Genomic DNA, 20,357 nt, shown 5'->3' on the forward strand with positions numbered 1-20,357 from the left:
CATGCGGCCTCCGGGGCGAACGGCTCCGCCGGCCGCGCGTTAATCTTGGCCCTATGCCTGAACGCCGTACTGTCGCCCTTGTCACGCTCGGATGCGCCCGCAACGAGGTGGACTCCGAGGAACTCGCCGGGCGACTGGAGGCCGACGGCTGGTTGCTGGTCGACGACGCCGCCGACGCCGACGTCGCCGTCGTCAACACCTGCGGCTTCGTCGAGGCCGCCAAGAAGGACTCCGTGGACGCCCTGCTGGAGGCCAACGACCTCAAGGGTCACGGCCGGACCCAGGCCGTCGTGGCCGTCGGCTGCATGGCCGAGCGGTACGGCAAGGAGCTCGCCGACGCCCTGCCCGAGGCCGACGGCGTGCTGGGCTTCGACGACTACACCGACATCTCCGACCGGCTCCAGACCGTCCTGTCCGGCGGCCACCACGCCCCGCACATCCCGCGCGACCGCCGCAAGCTGCTCCCGCTGAGCCCGGTCGAGCGCCAGGCCGCCGCCGCCGAGGTGGCCCTGCCCGGCCACGGGGCCCCCGAGGACCTCCCGGAGGGCCTCGCGCCCGCCTCCGGGCCGCGCACCCTGCGCAAGCGCCTGGACGACAGCCCGGTCGCCTCGGTCAAGCTCGCCTCCGGCTGCGACCGGCGGTGCTCGTTCTGCGCCATCCCGGCGTTCCGCGGCTCGTTCATCTCCCGCCGCCCCTCCGACGTGCTGCACGAGGCCCAGTGGCTGGCCGAGCAGGGCGTCCGCGAGGTCGTCCTGGTCAGCGAGAACAACACCTCGTACGGCAAGGACCTCGGCGACATCCGGCTGCTGGAGACGCTGCTCGGCGAGATCGCCGGGCTGGACGGCGTGGAGCGGGTCCGGGTCTCCTACCTGCAGCCCGCCGAGATGCGCCCCGGGCTGATCGACGCGATGACCGGCACCGCCGGCGTGGTGCCCTACTTCGACCTGTCCTTCCAGCACTCCGCGCCCGCGGTGCTGCGCCGGATGCGCCGCTTCGGCTCCACCGACCAGTTCCTGGAGCTGCTCGGCACCATCCGCGGCAAGGCCCCGCAGGCCGGTGCCCGGTCCAACTTCATCGTCGGCTTCCCCGGCGAGACCGAGGCGGACTTCGCCGAGCTGGAGCGCTTCGTCACCCACGCCGGGCTGGACGCGATCGGCGTCTTCGGCTATTCCGACGAGGAGGGCACCGAGGCCGCCACCTACGGCGACAAGCTGCCCGAGGACGTGGTCGCCGACCGGCTGGCCCGGCTCACCCGGCTCGCCGAGGAGATGACCGCCCAGCGTGCCGAGCAGCGGATCGGCACCGAGGTCGAGGTGCTGGTCGAGTCGGTCGACGGCGACCTGGTCGAGGGCCGTGCCGCCCACCAGGCGCCCGAGACGGACGGCCTCACCACGCTCACCGGTGCCGGGGACGCCGAGGTCGGCCGGTTCTACCGGGCACGGGTCGTCGCCTCCGAGGGCGTCGACCTGGTCGCCGAGGCGCTGGAGCAGGTGCGGGTCCGCCGGGCGCCCGGAGCCGGGGCATGACCCAGGGGCCCGGCGCCCCGGCCGCGGCCCACCCGGGCAGACCGGCGGCCGCGGTGACCGCCTCGCCGGGGATCTGGAACATCGCGAACGTGCTGACCATGGTCCGGCTGCTGCTGGTCCCGGTCTTCGTGACCCTGCTCTTCGCCGACGGCGGCCACGACCCCAAGTGGCGCTCGGTGGCCTGGGCCTCCTTCGCCATCGCGATGATCACCGACCTGTTCGACGGCGAGCTGGCCCGGCGCAAGGGTCTGGTCACCGACTTCGGCAAGATCGCCGACCCGATCGCCGACAAGGCGATCATGGGCGCGGCGCTGATCGGCCTCTCGGTGCTGGGCGACCTGCCGTGGTGGATCACCGTGGTGATCCTGGCCCGCGAGCTCGGCATCACGCTGATGCGGTTCTGGGTGATCCGCTTCGGCGTCATCCCGGCCAGCCGGGGCGGCAAGATCAAGACGCTCACCCAGGGCATCGCGGTCGGCATGTACGTCCTGGCGCTGACCGACTGGCTGGCCACCGCGCGGGCCGTGCTGATGGGCGTCGCCGTGCTGCTGACCGTGGGCACCGCGCTGGACTACGTGGGGCAGGCGCTGCGCCTGCGCCGGGAGGGCCTGGCGGCGCAGCGCCCGCGCGGGTGAAACCCGGGCGGTCCGGCCCCGGGGCCGTCTGCGGGCCGCCCACAATGGCGGGTACTCCGGGGCGGGCCCGGGGAGCGCGAGGGAGGGACGTCGGATGAGCGGAAGGTCCGGGGGCGTGGCGGGGAGCGGACCGGCGGACGGGACCGGGAGCGGGCCGGCCGGCCGCGCGCCGGTCGACGGGGCGGCCGCCGCCCGCCTGCTGGCCGAGCGGGCGCACGCCGGGCTGCGGGCCGGGGGCGCCACGGTGGCCGTCGCGGAGTCGCTGACCGGGGGACTGCTGGCGGCCGCGCTGGTGGACGTCCCCGGGGCGTCCGCGACCTTCCGGGGCTCGGTGACCGCGTACGCGACCGAGCTGAAGGCCTCGGTGCTCGGTGTCGACGAGGGGCTGCTGGACGTCCACGGCGCCGTCCACCCGGTGGTGGCCCGGCAGATGGCCGAGGGCGTGCGCAAGCTGCTCGGCGCGACCTACGGCGTCGCGACGACCGGGGTGGCCGGTCCGGACCCGCAGGACGGGCGGCCGGTGGGCACGGTACACCTGGCGGTCGCCGGTCCGGAGGGAAGTCTGGTCAGTTCGCCCCGGTTGTCGGGAGGGCGTGCCACAATCCGTCACGGGGCGGTGACCGCCGCTCTGGAGCTGCTCGTCGGGCGGCTCCCGTTCGGTACGTCCGCGGGCTGAGCCGCCGTCCGCACGGCTGTCACCACCCGCCCCACCGCTCCCGCACCACCCCGGTCCCCGGCACCCGCCGGGAGCCGCCCGTCAAGATCTCCACCGAACCGAGATCTGCCGAACTGGCGTGCGGGCATCGCGCACCTGGAGGATCGTGTTACATCGGAGGGCCTGGTTGGGCAGAAACCAGGTGGCGAGCGAGTGGCGTGACGGTGGCCGAGTGCCGCCCGGAGGGCACGACGGGGTGCCCGCCGACCCGGGTGCGACACCGAAACAGGGGAGGGGACAGCCTTGCAGCCCAGAGTGAACACGACCATGGTCCCCGCACGCGAAGCGGGCAAGGCGGTACGGTGGGGGCGTGACATCTCGATCCGCAGTCCGAGGAGGGAGGCACCGATGATCCTGCTCCGTCGCCTACTGGGCGATGTACTGCGTCGGCAGCGCCAGCGCCAGGGCCGCACACTCCGCGAGGTGTCGGCGGCCGCCAGGGTTTCGCTCGGATACCTCTCCGAGGTCGAGCGGGGACAGAAGGAGGCCTCCTCGGAGCTGCTCTCCGCCATCTGCGACGCGCTCGACGTCCGGATGTCCGAGGTCATGCGCGAGGTCAGCGACGAACTGTCGCTCGCCGAACTTGCGGCGATGGCCACCCTCTCCGAAGGTGAACTGCTGAGGCCGGTACTCGAACCGGTTCCGCTGCCGGCTCCCGGCACCGACCGGGCGAACCTGTCGCCCAAGGCCGCCGCGATGGACGTGGTCGCCGCCTGACCCGGCCTCGGTACGGGTCCGCTGCGGCCCGGGTCGAGCGAAGGAGGCGGTCGTGCGGAGTGCGGCGGCGACGCGTGCCGGGGCCCGAATACGGTCCCGGCGGATCCTGGCCCTGCTGACGGTGCCGGCGGTGCTCGCCGGCGCATTCGGCTGGTGGGTGCTGACCGGTCGCGGAGAACTCTCCGGCGGCGCGGTGCCGGCACTGCTGGCGGCCGGCGGCTGGGGGCTCGGGCTGATCCCGGTCCACGCCGACTGGCGGGCCACCGGCCCGTCCCGGCGCCGGACGGCCGAACCGGCGGCACACCGCGGAACCGGTCCCCCGGAGGGGTGAGCGGCCGTGGAGGACGAACGAGGGCGGCGGGACCGGACGGTCCCGCCGCCCTCGCCGTGTCCGCGGGCCCGCCCGCCGTTCAGGGGCGCAGCCGCAGCCCGCGGGGCGTGGGGTGGAAGCCGGCCTCCTCCAGGGCCGCGCCGAGCGCCGACCCGAGGGCCGGCTCGCCGTTGGCCCGTTCCACGGTGACGCTGCCGAGCGCCCCGGCCCGGGCGGCCCCGGCCAGCGCGGCGGCCGCCGCGGCCGACGTGGCGCCGTCCTGCGCCCAGGCCAGCAGCGACTTGCCGCCGCGCTCGACGTACAGGCACAGCTCGCCGTCGACCAGGACCACCAGGGCGCCTGCCTTGCGGCCCGGCCGGTGCGTCCGGGCCGCGGCCTCGGCGGCCCCGGCGGGCGGCTCGGGCCAGGGCAGCGCGGCGCCGTAGGCGTTGGCCGGGTCGGCCGCCGCCAGCACCAGCGCCTGCGGCGGTTCGGCGGACGGCGCGGCCGGCCACTCGGTGCCCCGGGCCCGCTCCAGCCGGCCGCTGACCGACCGCAGCCGGTCGGCGGCGCCCTCCATGGCGAACTGGGCGCCGCCCAGCCCCTCGACGAAGTAGCCCCGGCGGGCCCGGCCGCGCTCCTCCATGGCGGCCAGCACCCGGTAGACGCCGGCGAAGCCGCCGGGCACCCGTTCGGCCGCCACCGTGCCCCGGGTGAGTAGGCCGTGCCGGTCCAGCAGGCTCTGGGCCCGGGCGGTGGCCCGGACGGTCGGGTCGGCGGCGAACGGCGGCAGCAGCGACCAGCGCCCGCCGACCGTCGGCGGGCCGCTGCGCAGCGCGCCGCCGGCCCGGCCGAAGGGGCGGCCAGCGCCGCCGTAGCGGCCGCGCGGGGTGGTCCGGGGCGCCCGGTGCGCGGTGGCTCCGGCCGTCCGGCCGGAGCCGAGCACGGCCCGCAGCGGGGCCAGGGTGTCGTTGCTGACGTACCCGGCCCAGACGAGGTCCCACAGGGCCTCGACGAGCTCCGCCTCGGGGGTCTCGGGGAGGTGGGCGGTCAACTGGCGGAAGAACAGCCCGTAGCCGCCGTTCAGCGCCTCCAGCAGTGCGGTGTGCACCGGGGTGAGGGCGGGCGGGACCGGCTCGGGGCGCAGCAGGTGGGCGTTCTCGGCCAGGTGCAGGCTGATCCAGCCGTCCTTGCCGGGCAGCGCGCCGGCGCCGGCCCAGCCGATCTCGCCGGCCGCGGTCAGTTCGTCCAGCAGGCCGGGGGAGTAGTCGGCGAGCCGGGCCGGGAGGATCAGCCTTTCGAGGGCGGAGGCGGGCAGGGCGGTGCCCTGGAGCTGTTCGACGACCCGGAGCAGGCCCTCGGGGCCGCGCAGCCGGTGGCCGGCCAGGTGCTGCCACTGCGGGAGGAAGGCGGCCAGCGCGCGGGGCGGGACCGGTTCGACCTCCTGGCGCAGGGCGGCCAGCGAGCGGCGGCGCAGACGGCGCAGGACGTCGGCGTCGCACCACTCGACGGCGGCGGTGTGGCCGTCGGCGGGCCGGAACTCGCCCTGGACCAGGCGGCCGCCGGCGGTGAGGCGGTGCAGGGTGCCGGCGACCACGGCGGTGCCGAGGCCGAAGCGGGCGGCGGCCTCGGCGGCGGTGAACGGGCCGTGGGTGCGGGCGTGCCGGGCCAGCAGGTCGCCGAGCGGGTCCCTGACCGGTTCGGTGAAGGCCTCGGGGACACCGACCGGGAGCGGGGTGCCGAGGGCATCGCGCAGCCGGCCCGCGTCCTCGACGGCGGCCCAGCGCGGTTCGCCGGCGATCCGGACCCGGATCACCCGGCGGGCGGCCTCCAGTTCGAGCGCCCAGAGCGGTTCGGCGCCGCGGGCGGTGAGCTCGGCCTCGCCGAGCGGCCCGAGCAGGCGCAGGGCGTCGGCGACGCCCTCGGCGTCCCTGATCCGGCGTTCGGGGGTGAGCCGCTGGAGTTCGGCCTCCAGCTCGGCGAGGACCTGCGGGTCGAGCAGTTCGCGCAGTTCGGCCTGGCCGAGGAGTTCGGAGAGCAGCCGGGAGTCGAGCGAGAGGGCGGCGGCGCGGCGTTCGGCGAGGGGGGTGTCGCCCTCGTAGAGGAACTGGGCGACGTAGCCGAAGAGCAGGGAGCGGGCGAACGGGGAGGGCTCAGGGGTGGTGACCTCGACCAGGCGGACGGCGCGGGACTCCAGGTCCCCCATCAGTTCGACCAGGCCGGGCACGTCGAAGACGTCCTGGAGGCACTCGCGGACGGCCTCCAGCACGATCGGGAAGGAGCCGTACTCGGCGGCGACCTCCAGCAGTTGGGCGGCGCGCCGGCGCTGCTGCCAGAGCGGGGTGCGCTTGCCGGGGCTGCGGCGGGGGAGCAGCAGGGCGCGGCCGGCGCACTCGCGGAAGCGGGAGGCGAACAGGGCGGAGCCGCCGACCTGGTCGGTGACCAGCTGTTCGATCTCCTGCGGGTCGAACAGGGCGGCGTCGGCGCCGACCGGGGCGTCGTCCGGGGCCGGTCCGCCGGGGGCGGGTCCGTCGGAGGGCCGGCCGACGGGCGCGCCGAAGTCGAAGTCGGGGGAGAGGAGGTCCGCGTCGGGCAGGCGGAGCACGATGCCGTCGTCGGCGTGCATGACCTGCGGGTCGAGGCCGTGCTTCTCGCGCAGCCGGGCGGCGAGGGCGAGGGCCCAGGGGGCGTGCACCTGGGCGCCGAAGGGGGAGTGCACGACGATCCGCCAGTCGCCCAGTTCGTCGCGGAAGCGTTCGACCACGATGGTGCGGTCGTCGGGGAGGTGGCCGCAGGCGGCGCGCTGCTCGGCGAGGTAGTCGAGCAGGTTGCCGGCGGCCCAGTCGTCCAGGCCGGCCCGTTTGAGCCGGGCGGTGGCGGCCTCCGGGTCGAGGGCGCCGAGTTCGCGGGTGAAGGCGCCCAGAGCGCGGCCGAGTTCGAGGGGGCGGCCGAGGGAGTCGCCCTTCCAGAACGGGAGCCGGCCGGGGACGCCGGGGGCGGGGGTGACCATCACCTTGTCGTGGGTGATGTCCTCGATCCGCCAGGAGGTGGTGCCCAGGGTGAAGACGTCGCCGACCCGGGACTCGTAGACCATCTCCTCGTCGAGCTCCCCCACGCGCCGGCCGCCGGAGCCCTTCCGGTCGGGCTTCGGGCCGGACTCGGCGGTGCCGGCGATGAAGACGCCGAACAGGCCGCGGTCGGGGATGGTGCCGCCGGAGGTGACGGCGAGCCGCTGCGCGCCGGGGCGGCCGGTGACGGTGCCCGCCACCCGGTCCCAGACGAGGCGGGGGCGCAGCTCGGCGAAGGCGTCCGAGGGGTAGCGGCCGGCCAGCATGTCGAGCACGGCGTCGAAGGCGGACTGCGGGAGGGTGGCGAACGGCGCGGCCCGGCGGACCACGGCGAGCAGGTCGTCGACCTGCCAGGTGTCCAGGGCGGTCATCGCGACCAGCTGCTGGGCGAGGACGTCCAGCGGGTTGCGCGGGACGCGCAGCGCCTCGATCCGGCCGGCCCGCATCCGCTCGGTGACCACGGCGGACTGCACGAGGTCGCCCCGGTACTTGGGGAAGACGACGCCGGTGGAGACCGCGCCGACCTGGTGGCCGGCCCGGCCGACCCGCTGGAGGCCGGAGGCGACCGAGGGCGGGGACTCGACCTGGACCACGAGTTCGACGGCGCCCATGTCGATGCCGAGCTCCAGGCTGGAGGTGGCGACCACGGCGGGCAGCCGGCCGGCCTTGAGCTCCTCCTCGACCAGGGCCCGCTGCTCCTTGGAGACCGAGCCGTGGTGGGCGCGGGCGATCACCGGCGGGGCGCCGAGGGCGGCGCCGGATCCGCCCATCAGCAGGGCGGGGCCGTGCGCCTCGGGCAGCGGGGCGCCGGCGGCGCGTTCGAGGGCGATCTCGTTCAGCCGGTTGCAGAGCCGCTCGGCGAGACGGCGGGAGTTGGCGAAGACGATGGTCGAGCGGTGGGCCTGGACGAGGTCGACGATGCGTTCCTCGACGTGCGGCCAGACGGAGTTCCGGCGCTGCGGGTCGTTCTCGGCGGCGCCGTCCGCGGCGGGGGCGGCGGGCAGGTCGTCGAGGTCCGGGACGGGGACCACCACGGAGAGGTCGAACTCCTTGGCGGCGGGCGGCTGGACCACCTCGGCGCCGCGTCCGGGGCTGAGGAAGCGGGCCACCTCCTCGACCGGGCGGACGGTGGCGGACAGGCCGATCCGGCGGGCCGGGCGGTCGAGCAGCTCGTCCAGCCGCTCCAGGGAGAGCGCGAGGTGGGCGCCGCGCTTGGTGCCGGCGACGGCGTGCACCTCGTCGAGGATCACCGTGTCGACGCCGCGCAGCGCCTCGCGGGAGGCGGAGGTGAGCAGTAGGAAGAGCGACTCGGGGGTGGTGATCAGGATGTCCGGCGGGTGGGTGGCGAAGCGGCGGCGGTCGGCGGCCGGGGTGTCGCCGGAGCGGATGCCGACCCGGACGTCCGGCTCGGGCAGGCCGAGCCGGACGGAGGCCTGCCGCAGGCCGGCCAGCGGGGCGCGGAGGTTGCGTTCGACGTCGACCGCGAGGGCCTTGAGCGGGGAGATGTAGAGCACCCGGCAGCGGCGCCCGGGTTCGGCGGGGGGCGGGGTGCTGCTGAGCCGGTCCAGGGCGGACAGGAAGGCCGCGAGGGTCTTGCCGGAGCCGGTGGGGGCGACCACGAGGACGTCGGTGTCCCGGGCGATGGCGCGCCAGGCCTCGGCCTGGGCGGTGGTGGGCGCGGAGAAGGCGCCCGTGAACCAGGCCCGGGTGGCGGGGGCGAAGCCGGCCAGCGGGTCGGCCGGGGTCGGGGTCGGGTGCTCGGTCGCCATGCCTCCCATGGTGCCGGGTGGCACCGACAACACGGCGGGTGCGGCGGGCGCGGGGCGGGTCGGCGGCCGTTCGGGGCAACCGGGAAGGCGGGCCGAACAAGCGGATCATATGGTGATGATTCGGACATTGTGATGCCTCTGTGAGGACCAGCCCTCCCGCGGCGGGCCGCCCCGGCGCGGCCGCCGGGACCGACGAGCGGAGACCGTGCCATGGCGCAGGCGGACCCGTCCGGCCGCGGTCCCGCCCCGGTCCCCGTCCGGGTGGCCGGTCCGGCCCGGCGCCGCGGTGGCCGGGGCCCGTTCCGGGCGCTGCTCGCGATGCTGCTCACCGCGCTGGTCGTCGGCGGCGCCGTGCCGTACGTCGCCGGGCCGGGGCGCGCCTACCTCAGCTACCTGGTGCTCGCCGACCGGGCCGACGCCGACGGGGCCGGCCTGGCGGCGGCCGTGGCCCGGGCGGCCGGCGGGCAGGTCGTCCAGGAGTACCCGCAGATCGGGGTGGTGCTCGCCTACGCCGCCGGAGGCTTCGCGGAGAAGGTCCGCGGCCGCCCCGGGGTGGCCGCGGTCGGTGCCACCCGCACCGCGCCGGTGCCCGGCCCGCCCCGGGCGGTGGACGGCGCGGGCGACTTCCGGGCCGCACCGGGGGGTGCGGACCGGGCGGGCGGCGACGGCGCCGCGGGTGCGGACGGCGCGAGCGACGCCACCGTCCCCGACCCCGGTGAACGCGACGCCTGGAACCTCGCCCTGCTCGGCTCCGGGGGCGGTTCCGTCGCCGGCTCCGGGGGCGCCGCCGACGCCGGTCCCACCGGGGCGGGCCCGGCGCTCCCGGGCGCCGACGCCCTGCACCGGGTGCTGGTCGCCGTCCTCGACTCCGGGGTCGACGACACCCACCCCGACCTGCGGGCCGCCGTCGACCCGAAGAGCTCCGCCTCCTGCGCCGACGGCCGCCCCGACGCCCGCACCGGCTCCTGGCGCCCCGACGCCGGGGTCGGCGAGAGCGGCCACGGCACCCACGTCGCCGGGATCGTCGGTGCCGCCCGGGACGGCCGCGGCGTCAGCGGGGTCGCGCCCGGCGTGCGGATCGCCGCCGTACGGCTGCTCGGCCCGCTCGGCCAGTACTACGCCGAGAACATCGTCTGCGGCATGCTCTGGGCCGCCGACCACGGCGCCCGGGCGATCAACAACAGCTACTTCGCCGACCCCTGGAAGTACAACTGCCCCGACGACCCCGACCAGGCCGCGCTGGCCGCCGCCGTCGGCCGGGCCGTCGGGTACGCCCGCGGGCGCGGTGCGGTGGTGGTCGCCTCGGCGGGCAACGACGCGCAGGACCTCGGTGCGGCCCGTCCCGACGAACGCAGCCCCAACGACCGCACCGCCGGCCCGCCGCAGTCCCGCCACCTCGACCCCGGGTGCCTCCGGCTGCCCGGCGAGCTGCCCGGGGTGGTCACGGTGACCGCCGTCGACCGCGACGGCCGCCCGTCCGCCTACACCAACCACGGGCGCGGCCGGGTCTCGCTGGCCGCTCCCGGCGGGGACCCGGACGGCGGGGCCGAGGGGGCGGTGGTCTCCGACTGGCCCGACGGCCGGTACGCCGCGCTGGCCGGCACCTCGATGGCCGCCGCGCACGTCACCGGGGCGGTCGCGGTGGCCGCCGCGCTGCACCCGGACTGGGACTCCGACCGGCTCGCCGCGCTGCTGGCCACCACCGCGTCCGCCGGGTGCCGGCCCGGTCCGCACGTCTGCGGGGACCGCGAGTACTACGGCGCGGGCGCGCTCGCCCTGCCGCGCTGACCGGGCGGGCGAGGGCGGTCCGGGACGGGAGCGGCCCGGGGGGCGGGCCGCGCGCACCCGGGCGGGGGCGGCCGGGAAAACCGGGTGACGGGCCGGGGCGGCCGGGCGAGGATCGGGGGATGGACGTCCACCTCACCACCGAGCGGCTGGTGCTGCGCCGCTTCACCCCCGACGACGTGGACGCGCTGGTCGAGCTGGACTCCGACCCGGAGGTGACGCGCTACCTCACCGGCGGACGCGCCACCCCGCGCGCCGTCGTCGAGGACACCCTGCTGCCGCTCTACTTCGACCACTACCGCCGGTACGGCGGCGAGCTGGGCTGGTGGGCCGCCGAGGAGCGGGCGGGCGGGGCCTTCCTCGGGTGGTTCGAGTTCCGGCCCCCGGACGGCGACCGGGCCGAGGCCGAGCTGGGCTACCGGCTGCGCCGCGCGGCCTGGGGGCGCGGCTACGCCACCGAGGGCGCCCGGGCGCTGATCCACCGGGGCTTCACCCGGCTCGGCGTCGAGCGGGTGGTGGCCTGGACGATGGCGGTCAACCACGGCTCCCGGCGGGTGATGGAGAAGGCCGGGCTGTCGTACGTGCGGACCGTCCACGAGGACTGGCCGGAGCCGATCCCGGGCAGCGAGCACGGTGAGGTCGAGTACGCGCTGACCGCCCCCGGCCGGCCGCGGCCGCCGCGGTAGGCCGGCGGTCCGGGATACTGGGGGCATGAGGCTGACGGAGTTCTGGCGGCGGATGTACGAGCACTTCGGCGAGGCGTACGCGGAGTCCTTCGCGAGCGACCACGTGATGAGCGAGCTGGGCGGACGGACGGTCCGCCAGGTGCTGGACGCGGGCTGGGAGGCCAAGGACGTCTGGCGGGTGGTCTGCGAGACCCAGGGCGTCCCCGCGCTGCTCCGCTGACCCGTGGCGCCGGCCGCGCGGCGGGACCCGCCACCGGCCGGCCGCCGGGCCCGGCCCGGCCCCGGCCGCCGCCCGACGGGCTCCGCCCGATGCTCGAACGCGCGTGGGGCATGGGTAAGACTGTGCGGGTGGCAAGCAGTGCAGAACAGCAGAATTCGGACAGGTCGGCGCAGGTCGCCGACGAGGCCGCGGGCCCTAAGCCCGCCTCCCCGCCCGCCCCGCCCTCGGGGCCCGCGCAGCCCCGCACCGCGGGTGACGGCCTGTGGGGTTCCGGGATGCCGCGCTGGCTGCCCCGGGCGATGGTGCTCGCGCTGGTCATGGTCGGGCTGTTCCAGCTCGCCGACTGGGCCTTCCACCAGCTGATCGACCTCTTCGTGATGCTGCTCGTCTCCTTCTTCCTGTCGCTGGCGCTGGAGCCCGCGGTGGACCGGATGGCCGCCCGGGGGCTGCGCCGCGGCGTCGGCACCTTCCTGGTCTTCGTCGCGGTGGCGATCGCGGTCGGCGGGTTCCTGACGGCCCTCGGCACCCTGCTGGTCGACCAGGTGGGGAAGATCGCGGGCGACCTCCCGCACCTGCTCGACAACCTGATCGACTGGATCAACCGCACCTTCCACCAGGACCTCTCGCTGGACGAGCTGCAGAAGAAGCTGCTCAAGGACTCCGGCGCGATCGAGAACTACGCCCAGCAGGCCGCGGACAACGTGTGGGGGGTCTCCTCGACCCTGATCGGCGGGCTGTTCCAGGCGTTCACCGTCGGCCTCTTCACCTTCTACTTCACCGCCGACGGGCCGCGGGTGCGGCGGACCGTCTGTTCGATGCTGCCGCCCGCCAAGCAGGCCGAGGTGCTGCGGGCCTGGGAGATCGCGCTGGCCAAGACCGGCGGCTACCTCTACTCCCGGGCGCTGCTCGCGGTGGCCTCCTCGCTCGCGCACTGGGTGATGTTCGCGCTGCTGGACATCCCCTACGCGGCCGCGCTGGCGGTCTGGGTCGGCGTCATGTCGCAGTTCGTGCCGACCATCGGGACCTATCTGGCGGGTGCGCTGCCGGTGCTGGTGGCGCTCACCACCGCCGAGCCGGTGGACGCGCTCTGGGTGCTGGTGTTCGTGGTGGTCTACCAGCAGATCGAGAACTACCTGCTGCACCCGCGGATCACCGCGAAGACGGTGGACGTGCACCCGGCGGTGGCGTTCGGCTCGGTGATCGCGGGCGCGGCGCTGCTCGGCGCGGTCGGCGCGCTGATCGCGATCCCGGCGGCGGCCACCCTGCAGGGCTTCGTCGGCACCTACGTGCGCCGCTACGAGGTCACCGACCCGCGGGTGGACCGCGGCGAGCAGCGCCGGCGGCGGCGGGCGCTGCGCAGGGAGGCGGCGCGGCGGCTGCGGCGGATGGTCGGCGGGGGGCCGGACGACAAGTAGGCCGAACGGGCGGGCTTGATTCGAACACTTGTTCTCTGTACTGTCCGGCGCAGAGTTTTCCCCAGGCAGAGCCCGGTCGGGGCCGATTGTCGGTGGGACGCGCTAGCGTCGAGAACGATGAAGCGCACAGCACAGAACCCGAGGGTGGAAGCCATGGCAGGTACGGACCGCGAGAAGGCCCTGGAAACGGCGCTCGCCCAGATCGAGCGGCAGTTCGGCAAGGGCTCGGTGATGCGCCTCGGCGAGAAGGCCAACGAGCCGATCGAGGTGATCTCCACCGGGTCCACCGCGCTCGACGTCGCCCTCGGGGTCGGCGGCATCCCGCGCGGCCGGGTGATCGAGATCTACGGCCCCGAGTCCTCCGGCAAGACCACGCTGACCCTGCACCTGGCGGCCAACGCCCAGCGGGCCGGCGGCACGGTCGCCTTCGTCGACGCGGAGCACGCGCTCGACCCGGAGTACGCCAAGAAGCTCGGCGTGGACACCGACGCCCTGCTGGTCAGCCAGCCGGACACCGGTGAGCAGGCCCTGGAGATCACCGACATGCTGATCCGCTCCGGCGCGATCGACCTGGTGATCATCGACTCCGTGGCGGCGCTGGTCCCGCGCGCGGAGATCGAGGGCGAGATGGGCGACTCGCACGTCGGTCTGCAGGCCCGTCTGATGAGCCAGGCGCTGCGGAAGATCGCCGGTGCGCTGAACCAGTCGAACACCACCGCGATCTTCATCAACCAGCTCCGCGAGAAGATCGGCGTGATGTTCGGCTCGCCGGAGACCACCACCGGTGGCCGGGCGCTGAAGTTCTACGCCTCGGTCCGGCTGGACATCCGCCGGATCGAGACCCTGAAGGACGGCACCGAGGCGGTCGGCAACCGCACCCGCGTGAAGGTCGTCAAGAACAAGGTCGCCGCTCCGTTCAAGCAGGCCGAGTTCGACATCCTCTACGGCGTGGGCATCAGCCGCGAGGGCGGCCTGATCGACATGGGCGTGGAGCACGGCTTCATCCGCAAGTCGGGTGCCTGGTACACCTACGAGGGCGACCAGCTCGGCCAGGGCAAGGAGAACGCCCGCAACTTCCTGCGGGACAACCCGCAGCTGGCCGACGAGATCGAGCGGAAGATCAAGAGCAAGCTGGGCATCGGCCCGAAGGTGGAGGAGCCGGCCGCGGTCGACGCGGCGGCGGCCGGTGCCGCCGGCGCCGCCGAGGGTGCCGCCAAGCCGATCACCGCGACCGCCGCCAAGACGGCCGCGGCGAAGAAGACGGCGGCGGCCGCCAAGGCCTGAGCCGTTGACGCAGCACAGCGGGCCGGTCGGCCCGGAGGACGACGAGTACGGGCCGCCGGACTGGTTCGCGGCCGTGGCCGAGCCGCAGCCGGAGCCGGATCCCGGTTCGGAACCGGGGCCCGGCCGGGCGCGCCGGTCCGGGAGGGCCGCCGGGTCGGCGCGCGCCCGGAGCACGCGGCGGTCAGCGGTGGAGCCGGCCGAGGTGGGCGAGCTGGGGCTCGTCTCCGCCTCCGAGCTGCCCGCGGGGCGGCGGCGCCGTCGCTCGGCGCTGGCCGAGGAGCGTCACCCCTCCCGGCCGGACGGCGGGGAGGAACCGGGCACCGGGGCGGGGGCGGCCGGTCACGGGGGTGCGGCCGCCCTCGCCCCGGCGTTCCCGGGCGAGGGGTCCCGGCGCCGGTCCGGTCGCACCGGACCGTCCGGCCGCTCCCGGCGGGGAGGCGCCCCCGCGGGCGCGGAGCACGACGGCGACGGGCCGGAGGACGCCACCGGGCAGGCCTCGGGCCGGGCGTCCCGGCGCTCCGGGGCCGAGGAGCAGAGCGACCCGGAGACCCGGGCGCGGGACATCTGCCTGCGTCTGCTCACCGGCGCGGCCAAGACCCGCAAGCAGCTCGCCGACGCCCTGCGCAAGCGGGAGATCCCGGACGAGGTCGCCGAGGAGGTGCTGACCCGGCTGGAGGAGGTCGGGCTGATCGACGACGCCGCCTTCGCCCGGGCCTGGGTGGAGTCCCGGCACAGCGTGCGGGGCCTGTCCCGGCGGGCGCTCGCCCAGGAGCTGCGGACGAAGGGGGTCACCGGAGAGCTCGCCGAGCAGGCCCTCGCCCAGCTCGACCCGGACGACGAGACCGAGGCGGCCAGGGCCCTGGTCGAGCGCAGGCTCCGGACCACCCGGGGCCTGGAACGGCAGACCCGGACCCGCCGGCTGGTCGGGATGCTCGCCCGCCGCGGCTACTCCGAAGGGCTGGCCTTCCGGGTGGTGCGGGAGGCGCTCGACGAGGAGGAGTGCTCCGGCGACGACGGGGACCCCGGGTTCGGGGACGACGGTTTCGAGGACTGAGGCCGCCGCGGACCGCCGTCCGTCCGCGGTCGCGGCCCCGGCCGGGCGGTCGGCCCGACATGCCGTTCCCGCGCCGAACAGTTACCCGAAGGTTGGTCAACTACCTGGCCAGTCTTGACCGTTTCGTAACCCGCGCTTAGCCTCGCACTCAGTGCGGGAGCACGTCGATCATCCCTCGGCCGCCCCCGGCCGCACTCCCGGCATGCCCGTGACCGGGCGGTTCCGGGCCGGCCGCACGACGGTTCCGGGCGGGGTGCCGCGGCGGGACGGGGAGTGGGCAGCATGAGGATCGCGGTGAGCGCCGGATCGGCCGCCTCCCTGGTGGCGGTGGTGCTGTTGGCGGCCCTGGCGGCGGCCTGGCTGGCCGCCCGGCGGTTCCGGAGCGCACAGCGCCGGGCCGCCGCCGAGGCCGAGCGGGCCCGCCGGCAGGGCGAGCGGCAGGCCGACCGGCTGCGCGCCGAACTCGACCGGCGCGAGGAGTGGTTGACCGGGGAGCTCGACCGGCTGCGCAGCCGCGAGGGCGAACTGGCCGAGCGGACGGCCGAGGTGACGCGTGCCAGGGGCGAGGCGGAGGATCTGGTCCGGCGCCGGGCGGCCGAACTGGAGCGGACCGCGGGGCTCTCCGCGGAACAGGCCCGCGCCGAACTGGTCCGGGCGGCCGAGTCGCAGGCCCGGCGGGAGGCGGCGGTCACGGTCCGGGAGATCGAGCGGGCCGCCCGCGAGGAGGGCGAGCAGCGGGCCCGGGGCATCGTGGCCGGGGCGATCCAGCGGCTGGCCGCCGAGCAGACCGCCGAGACCGCGGTGTCGGTGTTCCGGCTGCCCAACGAGGAGATGAAGGGCCGGGTGATCGGCCGCGAGGGCCGCAACATCCGGAGCTTCGAGGCCGTCACCGGCGTCAATCTGATCATCGACGAGACCCCGGCGGTGGTCCAGCTCTCCTGCTTCGACCCGGTCCGCCGGGAGACCGCCCGGCTCACCCTGGAGCAGCTGGTCGAGGACGGCCGGATCCACCCGCTGCGGATCGAGCACGTCCACGAGCGCAGCCGCGCGGAGGTCGAGCGCCGCTGCGTCCGGGCCGGTGAGGACGCGCTGCTCGCCGTCCGGGTCGGCGGTGTGCACCCGGAACTGGTCCGCACCCTCGGCACCCTGCGCTACCGGGCCTCCTACGGGCAGAACGTGCTCGGTCACCTGGTGGAGTCGGCGCACCTGGCCGGGATGATGGCCGCCGAGCTCGGGGTGGACCCGGAGCCGGTGCGGCGGGCGGCGCTGCTGCACGACATCGGCAAGGCGCTGACCCACGAGGTCGAGGGCAGTCACGCGGCGATCGGCGCGGACTTCGCCCGGCGGCACGGGGAGTCGGCGGACATCGTGCACGCGATCGCCGCGCACCACGGCGAGGTGGAGCCGCAGACGGTGGAGGCGGTGCTGACCCAGGCCGCCGACGCCTGCTCGGGCGGGCGGCCGGGGGCCCGCAAGGAGTCGCTGGAGGCGTACGTGCGGCGGCTGGAGCGCCTGGAGGAGATCGCCCGGTCGCACGACGGGGTGGCCAACGTCTACGCGATGCAGGCCGGCCGTGAGGTCCGGGTGATGGTCCGGCCGGAGCAGGTGGACGACCTCGGGGCGCAGGTGATCGCCCGGGAGGTCGCCAAGCAGGTCGCCGAGGAGCTGACCTACCCGGGGCAGATCCGGGTCACGGTGGTCCGGGAGAGCCGGGTCACCGAGGTCGCCCGGTAGGGCCCTCCGGTCCCCGCCGCCCGCTGGACCGCCGGCCCCGCCGCCGTCGGGCTCAGCCGCCCTCGGAGCCCGGGACGCCGGCCGGCTGGGCGGCCGGCGGCGCCGGCTCCCCGTCCTGCTCCGCCCCGGAGCCGCCCGCGAGCGAGGCCGGGCCGCCCCGGGCCCGGTCGGCCAGCGCCTGGAGGTCCTCGGCGGCCGCGCCCTGGGTGACCCCGACGAGGTGGCCGTCGGGCCGGATCAGCAGCACGGTGTGCGGGCCGGCGCCGGGATAGGCCTCGGTCACCAGGACCTCGGCCGGGACCGGCAGCGCGGCCGCGACCTCGGCCAGCCGGGGCATCAGCCCGGCGCCCAGCCAGTGCTCCGCCGACCAGACGGCGGTGCCGGGCGCGACCAGCAGCAGCAGGAAGTCCGCGCCGAGCCGGGCGTGCAGCCGGTCCGGGGTGCCGTCGGTGGCCAGCACCGGCAGGTCCGGGACGAGCACACCGGGCGCGGTGGCCGGCAGCAGTTCGCTGAGCGAGGTGGTGCCGCGGGTGCCGCGCTGCACCGGGACCCGCCCGGGCACGCCGGAGGGGGCGGCCGGGTAGGCGGGGGCGCCGCCGAAGTGGCCGGTGCCGAGGTGGCCGTCGGCGAGCATCGGCGCGTGCTTGCGGAACGAGCCGGTGATCAGCGAGCGCCTGGTCTGCGCCCAGCCGCGCAGCGGGCGCAGCAGCGGCATGGCCTGGTCGACGGCGCGCAGCCGGGCGCCGACCGCGCCGCGCCGCTCGGCCTCGTAGCCGTCGAGCAGGGAGCCGCCGGGCTGCGGGCCGCCGGAGTGGAGGTGCCAGGCGAGGGCGAGCCGCCAGGCCAGGTTGTCGGCGTCGCGCAGGCCGTCGGCGAGGTTCTGCATGCCGAGCGCGCCGTGCAGGTGGGCGGCGTCGCCGGCCAGGAAGCAGCGGCCGACCCGGAACCGGGCGGCCAGCCGCTGCTGGTTGGTGTGGTCGGCGGCGGCGAGCAGGTCGAACTTCGGGAGTTCGCCGCACCAGCCGGTGAGGGTGGAGGTGACCCGGGTGAGCAGGGTGTCGCCGGTGACGATGCCGGGCCAGGTGGCGTGCGGGTCGACCGGCTCGGTGGGCGCCGGCCGGCCGGGGGGCAGCCGCCAGTCGAGCCGCCAGACGCCGTCCGGCAGCGGGCGGGCGGTGGCCTCGCGGTCGCCGCGCCACGGCGGCTCGCGGTGCAGCCGGGGCTCGGTGAACGGCAGGTCGACCCGGACGGTGGCGATGGCGCTGCGGTCGACGGCGGGCCGGCCGGGGAAACGGACCTTCAGCAGTTTGCGGACGGCCGAGCGGGCGCCGTCGCAGCCGACCAGGTGGCTGCCGCGCCACCAGGTCTCGGTGCCGTCCTTCGGGTTGCGGGTGAGGACGCTGACACCGTCGCGGTCCTGTTCGAGCCGGACGACCCGGCTGAACGGGACCGTCCGGACCAGCGGGGTGCCGGTGAGGGCGTCCCGCAGGCCGCGCTGCAGGCGGTGCTGGGGCAGGTGCAGGACGGGGGTGTCGGCGAGGTCGAGCCGGAGCACCTCCTGGCGGCGGCGCCAGACGGCGAAGGCCTCCCAGCGGGCGGCGTCGGAGACCGCCCGGGCGTATCCGATCCGGGTCAGGAAGGCGGCGGTGTCGGCGCCGAGGACGACGCTGCGCGGGCTCTCGGGGGAGAGCCCGGAGCCCTCGTCGAGGACGACGGTCGGCACCTCGTGCCGGGCGAGCGCGAGGGCCAGGGCGAGGCCTACCGGCCCGGCCCCGACCACGATCACCGGGTCCATGCCGGGCCCTCCGGCTCCGGGCGGACGCCGCGGAACCCGGAGCATGGGTCGGCCGTGAGGCTGCCGTCATATGCCGCGTGGATGCTCCCGGATGGTGTCACGAACAGCAATGCAACAGTTCACCTGCGTGTCCGTCAAGCAGCAGCCGAAGTGCGCCGGTTCGCGCCGCCCCGGCCGCGTGCCTCGATCCACCGGGCGAGCGCGGTGAGCAACAGGCACATCGTGATGTAGACGGGCCCGATCACCAGGACGACCGGGATGTACGGGAAGCCGGCGGCGTTCAGCGGCTGGCTGGCGATGGCCTTACCGACGAACAGCAGCTCGTGGTAGGTGATGATGAAGCCCAGCGAGGTGTCCTTGAGGGTCACCACCAGCTGGCCGATCATCGAGGGCAGCATCGAGCGGACCGCCTGCGGGACGAGGACGGTCAGCATCACCTGGTACTTGAGCATGCCGAGCGCGTAGGCGGCCTCGCCCTGGCCGCGCGGCACGGCGCGCACGCCGGTGCGGATGATCTCCGCCTGCACCGCGCCGTTGTACAGGGTGAGGCCCAGCACCAGCGCCCACATCGGCTGCTTGGCGAAGAAGGCGTAGTAGAGGGCGACGATCAGGATCAGCAGCGGCATCGCCCGGAAGAACTGGACGACGGCGGTGGCCACCCAACGGATCGGCGTGTGGTCGGAGAGCCGCCCGGCGCCGAGCAGCGCGCCCAGGACGAGCGAGAACACCGCCGCCAGCCCGAAGGCCTTCAGGGTGGAGACCAGGCCGTCGACGATCCGCTGCTGGATGGTCGTGTACTGGAAGGCGTCCCACAGCCGGGGGTCGAACTGGCCGTTCCGGTCCAGCGCGGCGAAGACGTACCAGAGCAGGCCGGCGACGCCGAGCAGGGACAGCACCCCGAGGACCCGGTTGCGGGCGCGGGCCCGCGGGCCGGGGGCGTCGTAGAGGACGCCCGGCGCGGCGGAGCGGTCGAACAGGGTGCTCATCGGGCCACCGCCAGTCGGTCTTCGAGGTAGCGGAACAGCAGGGCGACGGCGGCGCTGATCACCAGGTAGGCGCAGGCCACCCAGAAGAAGATCGCGAAGATCGAGTAGCCGCGCTCGGAGAACGTCTGCTGGGTGCTGTAGAGCTCGCTGACGCTGAACGCGCCGGCGATCGCGGAGTTCCTGGGCAGGGCGATGAAGACGCTGCTCATCGGGGCCAGCACGGTGCGGGCGGCCTGCGGCAGGACGATCTGGGTGAGCGTCTGGCCGAAGGTCATGCCGAGGCTGCGGGCCGCCTCGGCCTGACCGAGCGGCACCGTGTTGATGCCGGAGCGCAGCACCTCGCAGACGAACGACGCGGTGTAGGCGCCGAGTGCCAGCACCGCGAAGGCGAGGTGGCCGAAGTGCACGCCGAGCGGCGGGAGGCCGAAGGTCACGGCGAAGAACAGCAGGGTCAGCGGGGTGTTGCGGAAGAGCGTGACCCAGGCGGTGCCGAAGGCCCGCAGCACCGGGACCGGGGAGACCCGGAAGGCCGCCAGCAGGGTGCCCAGCAGCAGGGCGAGCAGTGCGCTGAGCGCGCTCAGCTCGATCGTCTGCAGGAAGCCGTCGCGGAACAGCGCGAAGTTGCCGTCCTCGAACAGGAAGCCCATCCGGCGGCCCT

16 protein-coding genes are annotated in these 20,357 nt (G+C 75.8%); 12 read left to right on the top strand and 4 right to left on the bottom strand.

The features are described from left to right. Positions 1 to 53 precede the first annotated feature (53 nt). The 5 genes from rimO to ACFCX4_RS05660 all read left to right on the top strand — a co-directional run bounded on the left by rimO (position 54) and on the right by ACFCX4_RS05660 (position 3,924). Positions 54 to 1,526, top strand: coding sequence for a 30S ribosomal protein S12 methylthiotransferase RimO (rimO, locus tag ACFCX4_RS05640; protein ID WP_376139160.1), 1,473 nt, complete (start codon positions 54 to 56; stop codon positions 1,524 to 1,526). Then, positions 1,523 to 2,161 carry a CDP-diacylglycerol--glycerol-3-phosphate 3-phosphatidyltransferase gene (gene pgsA / locus ACFCX4_RS05645; RefSeq protein WP_376139161.1) on the top strand — a complete coding sequence of 213 codons (639 nt, stop codon included), beginning with the start codon at positions 1,523 to 1,525 and terminating at the stop codon, positions 2,159 to 2,161. Before rimO ends, pgsA begins: the two co-directional genes overlap by 4 nt. Positions 2,162 to 2,357: 196 nt before the next feature. After that, the gene (locus ACFCX4_RS05650; protein ID WP_376139193.1) at positions 2,358 to 2,837 is read left to right on the top strand and encodes a CinA family protein; all 480 of its coding nucleotides are present in this window, start codon (positions 2,358 to 2,360) and stop codon (positions 2,835 to 2,837) included. A gap of 387 nt (positions 2,838 to 3,224) precedes the next feature. After that, positions 3,225 to 3,593, top strand: a complete 369-nt coding sequence (locus ACFCX4_RS05655) for a helix-turn-helix domain-containing protein (protein ID WP_148642736.1) — start codon at positions 3,225 to 3,227, stop codon at positions 3,591 to 3,593. A 52-nt stretch (positions 3,594 to 3,645) separates the two neighbouring features. After that, positions 3,646 to 3,924 carry a hypothetical protein gene (locus tag ACFCX4_RS05660; RefSeq protein ID WP_376139162.1) on the top strand — a complete coding sequence of 93 codons (279 nt, stop codon included), beginning with the start codon at positions 3,646 to 3,648 and terminating at the stop codon, positions 3,922 to 3,924. A gap of 79 nt (positions 3,925 to 4,003) precedes the next feature. Here ACFCX4_RS05660 and ACFCX4_RS05665 read toward each other — a convergent pair whose 3' ends face one another. After that, positions 4,004 to 8,740: a DEAD/DEAH box helicase gene (locus ACFCX4_RS05665; protein ID WP_376139163.1), complete on the bottom strand. Its 4,737-nt coding sequence runs from the start codon at positions 8,738 to 8,740 to the stop codon at positions 4,004 to 4,006. Between the two features lie 210 nt (positions 8,741 to 8,950). Here ACFCX4_RS05665 and ACFCX4_RS05670 point away from each other — a divergent pair, with 210 nt between their 5' ends. The 7 genes from ACFCX4_RS05670 to rny all read left to right on the top strand — a co-directional run bounded on the left by ACFCX4_RS05670 (position 8,951) and on the right by rny (position 16,918). Next, on the top strand, positions 8,951 to 10,528 hold the full coding sequence (locus ACFCX4_RS05670; protein ID WP_376139164.1) for a S8 family serine peptidase: 1,578 nt from the start codon (positions 8,951 to 8,953) through the stop codon (positions 10,526 to 10,528). A gap of 119 nt (positions 10,529 to 10,647) precedes the next feature. Further along, the gene (locus tag ACFCX4_RS05675; protein ID WP_376139165.1) at positions 10,648 to 11,211 is read left to right on the top strand and encodes a GNAT family N-acetyltransferase; all 564 of its coding nucleotides are present in this window, start codon (positions 10,648 to 10,650) and stop codon (positions 11,209 to 11,211) included. 25 nt (positions 11,212 to 11,236) lie between these two features. Further along, positions 11,237 to 11,431 (top strand): DUF3046 domain-containing protein, encoded by a 195-nt coding sequence (locus ACFCX4_RS05680; RefSeq protein WP_376139166.1) that lies wholly within the window; start codon positions 11,237 to 11,239, stop codon positions 11,429 to 11,431. Between the two features lie 128 nt (positions 11,432 to 11,559). Continuing rightward, entirely contained in the window at positions 11,560 to 12,846 is a 1,287-nt protein-coding gene (locus ACFCX4_RS05685) for an AI-2E family transporter (protein WP_376139167.1), read from the top strand. Between the two features lie 153 nt (positions 12,847 to 12,999). Further along, positions 13,000 to 14,130 (top strand): recombinase RecA, encoded by a 1,131-nt coding sequence (recA, locus tag ACFCX4_RS05690; RefSeq protein WP_376139168.1) that lies wholly within the window; start codon positions 13,000 to 13,002, stop codon positions 14,128 to 14,130. A gap of 202 nt (positions 14,131 to 14,332) precedes the next feature. Next, a complete protein-coding gene (gene recX, locus ACFCX4_RS05695) occupies positions 14,333 to 15,184 on the top strand; it encodes a recombination regulator RecX (RefSeq protein ID WP_376139169.1) in 852 nt (283 codons plus the stop codon). 282 nt (positions 15,185 to 15,466) lie between these two features. Beyond that, a complete protein-coding gene (rny, locus tag ACFCX4_RS05700) occupies positions 15,467 to 16,918 on the top strand; it encodes a ribonuclease Y (protein WP_376139170.1) in 1,452 nt (483 codons plus the stop codon). Positions 16,919 to 16,970: 52 nt separating this feature from the next. On the opposite strand, the gene ACFCX4_RS05705 is transcribed toward rny, so the two are convergent. The 3 genes from ACFCX4_RS05705 to ACFCX4_RS05715 all read right to left on the bottom strand — a co-directional run bounded on the left by ACFCX4_RS05705 (position 16,971) and on the right by ACFCX4_RS05715 (position 20,346). Beyond that, entirely contained in the window at positions 16,971 to 18,713 is a 1,743-nt protein-coding gene (locus ACFCX4_RS05705) for an FAD-dependent monooxygenase (RefSeq protein ID WP_376139171.1), read from the bottom strand. A gap of 134 nt (positions 18,714 to 18,847) precedes the next feature. Further along, entirely contained in the window at positions 18,848 to 19,699 is an 852-nt protein-coding gene (locus tag ACFCX4_RS05710) for an amino acid ABC transporter permease (protein WP_376139172.1), read from the bottom strand. After that, on the bottom strand, positions 19,696 to 20,346 hold the full coding sequence (locus tag ACFCX4_RS05715; protein WP_376139174.1) for an amino acid ABC transporter permease: 651 nt from the start codon (positions 20,344 to 20,346) through the stop codon (positions 19,696 to 19,698). Before ACFCX4_RS05715 ends, ACFCX4_RS05710 begins: the two co-directional genes overlap by 4 nt. Positions 20,347 to 20,357 lie beyond the last annotated feature (11 nt).

Source organism: Kitasatospora sp. NPDC056327 (genome assembly GCF_042261735.1).
GTDB lineage: Bacteria > Actinomycetota > Actinomycetes > Streptomycetales > Streptomycetaceae > Kitasatospora.

Excerpts from the sequence above, each read along its gene's own strand:
- pgsA (WP_376139161.1), top strand. The coding sequence starts at position 1,523 with ATGACCCAGGGGCCCGGCGCCCCGGCCGCGGCCCACCCGGGCAGACCG.
- rimO (WP_376139160.1), top strand. The coding sequence starts at position 54 with ATGCCTGAACGCCGTACTGTCGCCCTTGTCACGCTCGGATGCGCCCGC.
- ACFCX4_RS05655 (WP_148642736.1), top strand. The coding sequence starts at position 3,225 with ATGATCCTGCTCCGTCGCCTACTGGGCGATGTACTGCGTCGGCAGCGC.
- ACFCX4_RS05665 (WP_376139163.1), bottom strand. The coding sequence starts at position 8,740 with ATGGCGACCGAGCACCCGACCCCGACCCCGGCCGACCCGCTGGCCGGC.
- ACFCX4_RS05710 (WP_376139172.1), bottom strand. The coding sequence starts at position 19,699 with ATGAGCACCCTGTTCGACCGCTCCGCCGCGCCGGGCGTCCTCTACGAC.
- ACFCX4_RS05715 (WP_376139174.1), bottom strand. The coding sequence starts at position 20,346 with ATGGGCTTCCTGTTCGAGGACGGCAACTTCGCGCTGTTCCGCGACGGC.
- ACFCX4_RS05680 (WP_376139166.1), top strand. The coding sequence starts at position 11,237 with ATGAGGCTGACGGAGTTCTGGCGGCGGATGTACGAGCACTTCGGCGAG.
- ACFCX4_RS05675 (WP_376139165.1), top strand. The coding sequence starts at position 10,648 with ATGGACGTCCACCTCACCACCGAGCGGCTGGTGCTGCGCCGCTTCACC.
- recA (WP_376139168.1), top strand. The coding sequence starts at position 13,000 with ATGGCAGGTACGGACCGCGAGAAGGCCCTGGAAACGGCGCTCGCCCAG.
- ACFCX4_RS05705 (WP_376139171.1), bottom strand. The coding sequence starts at position 18,713 with ATGGACCCGGTGATCGTGGTCGGGGCCGGGCCGGTAGGCCTCGCCCTG.
- rny (WP_376139170.1), top strand. The coding sequence starts at position 15,467 with ATGAGGATCGCGGTGAGCGCCGGATCGGCCGCCTCCCTGGTGGCGGTG.
- ACFCX4_RS05670 (WP_376139164.1), top strand. The coding sequence starts at position 8,951 with ATGGCGCAGGCGGACCCGTCCGGCCGCGGTCCCGCCCCGGTCCCCGTC.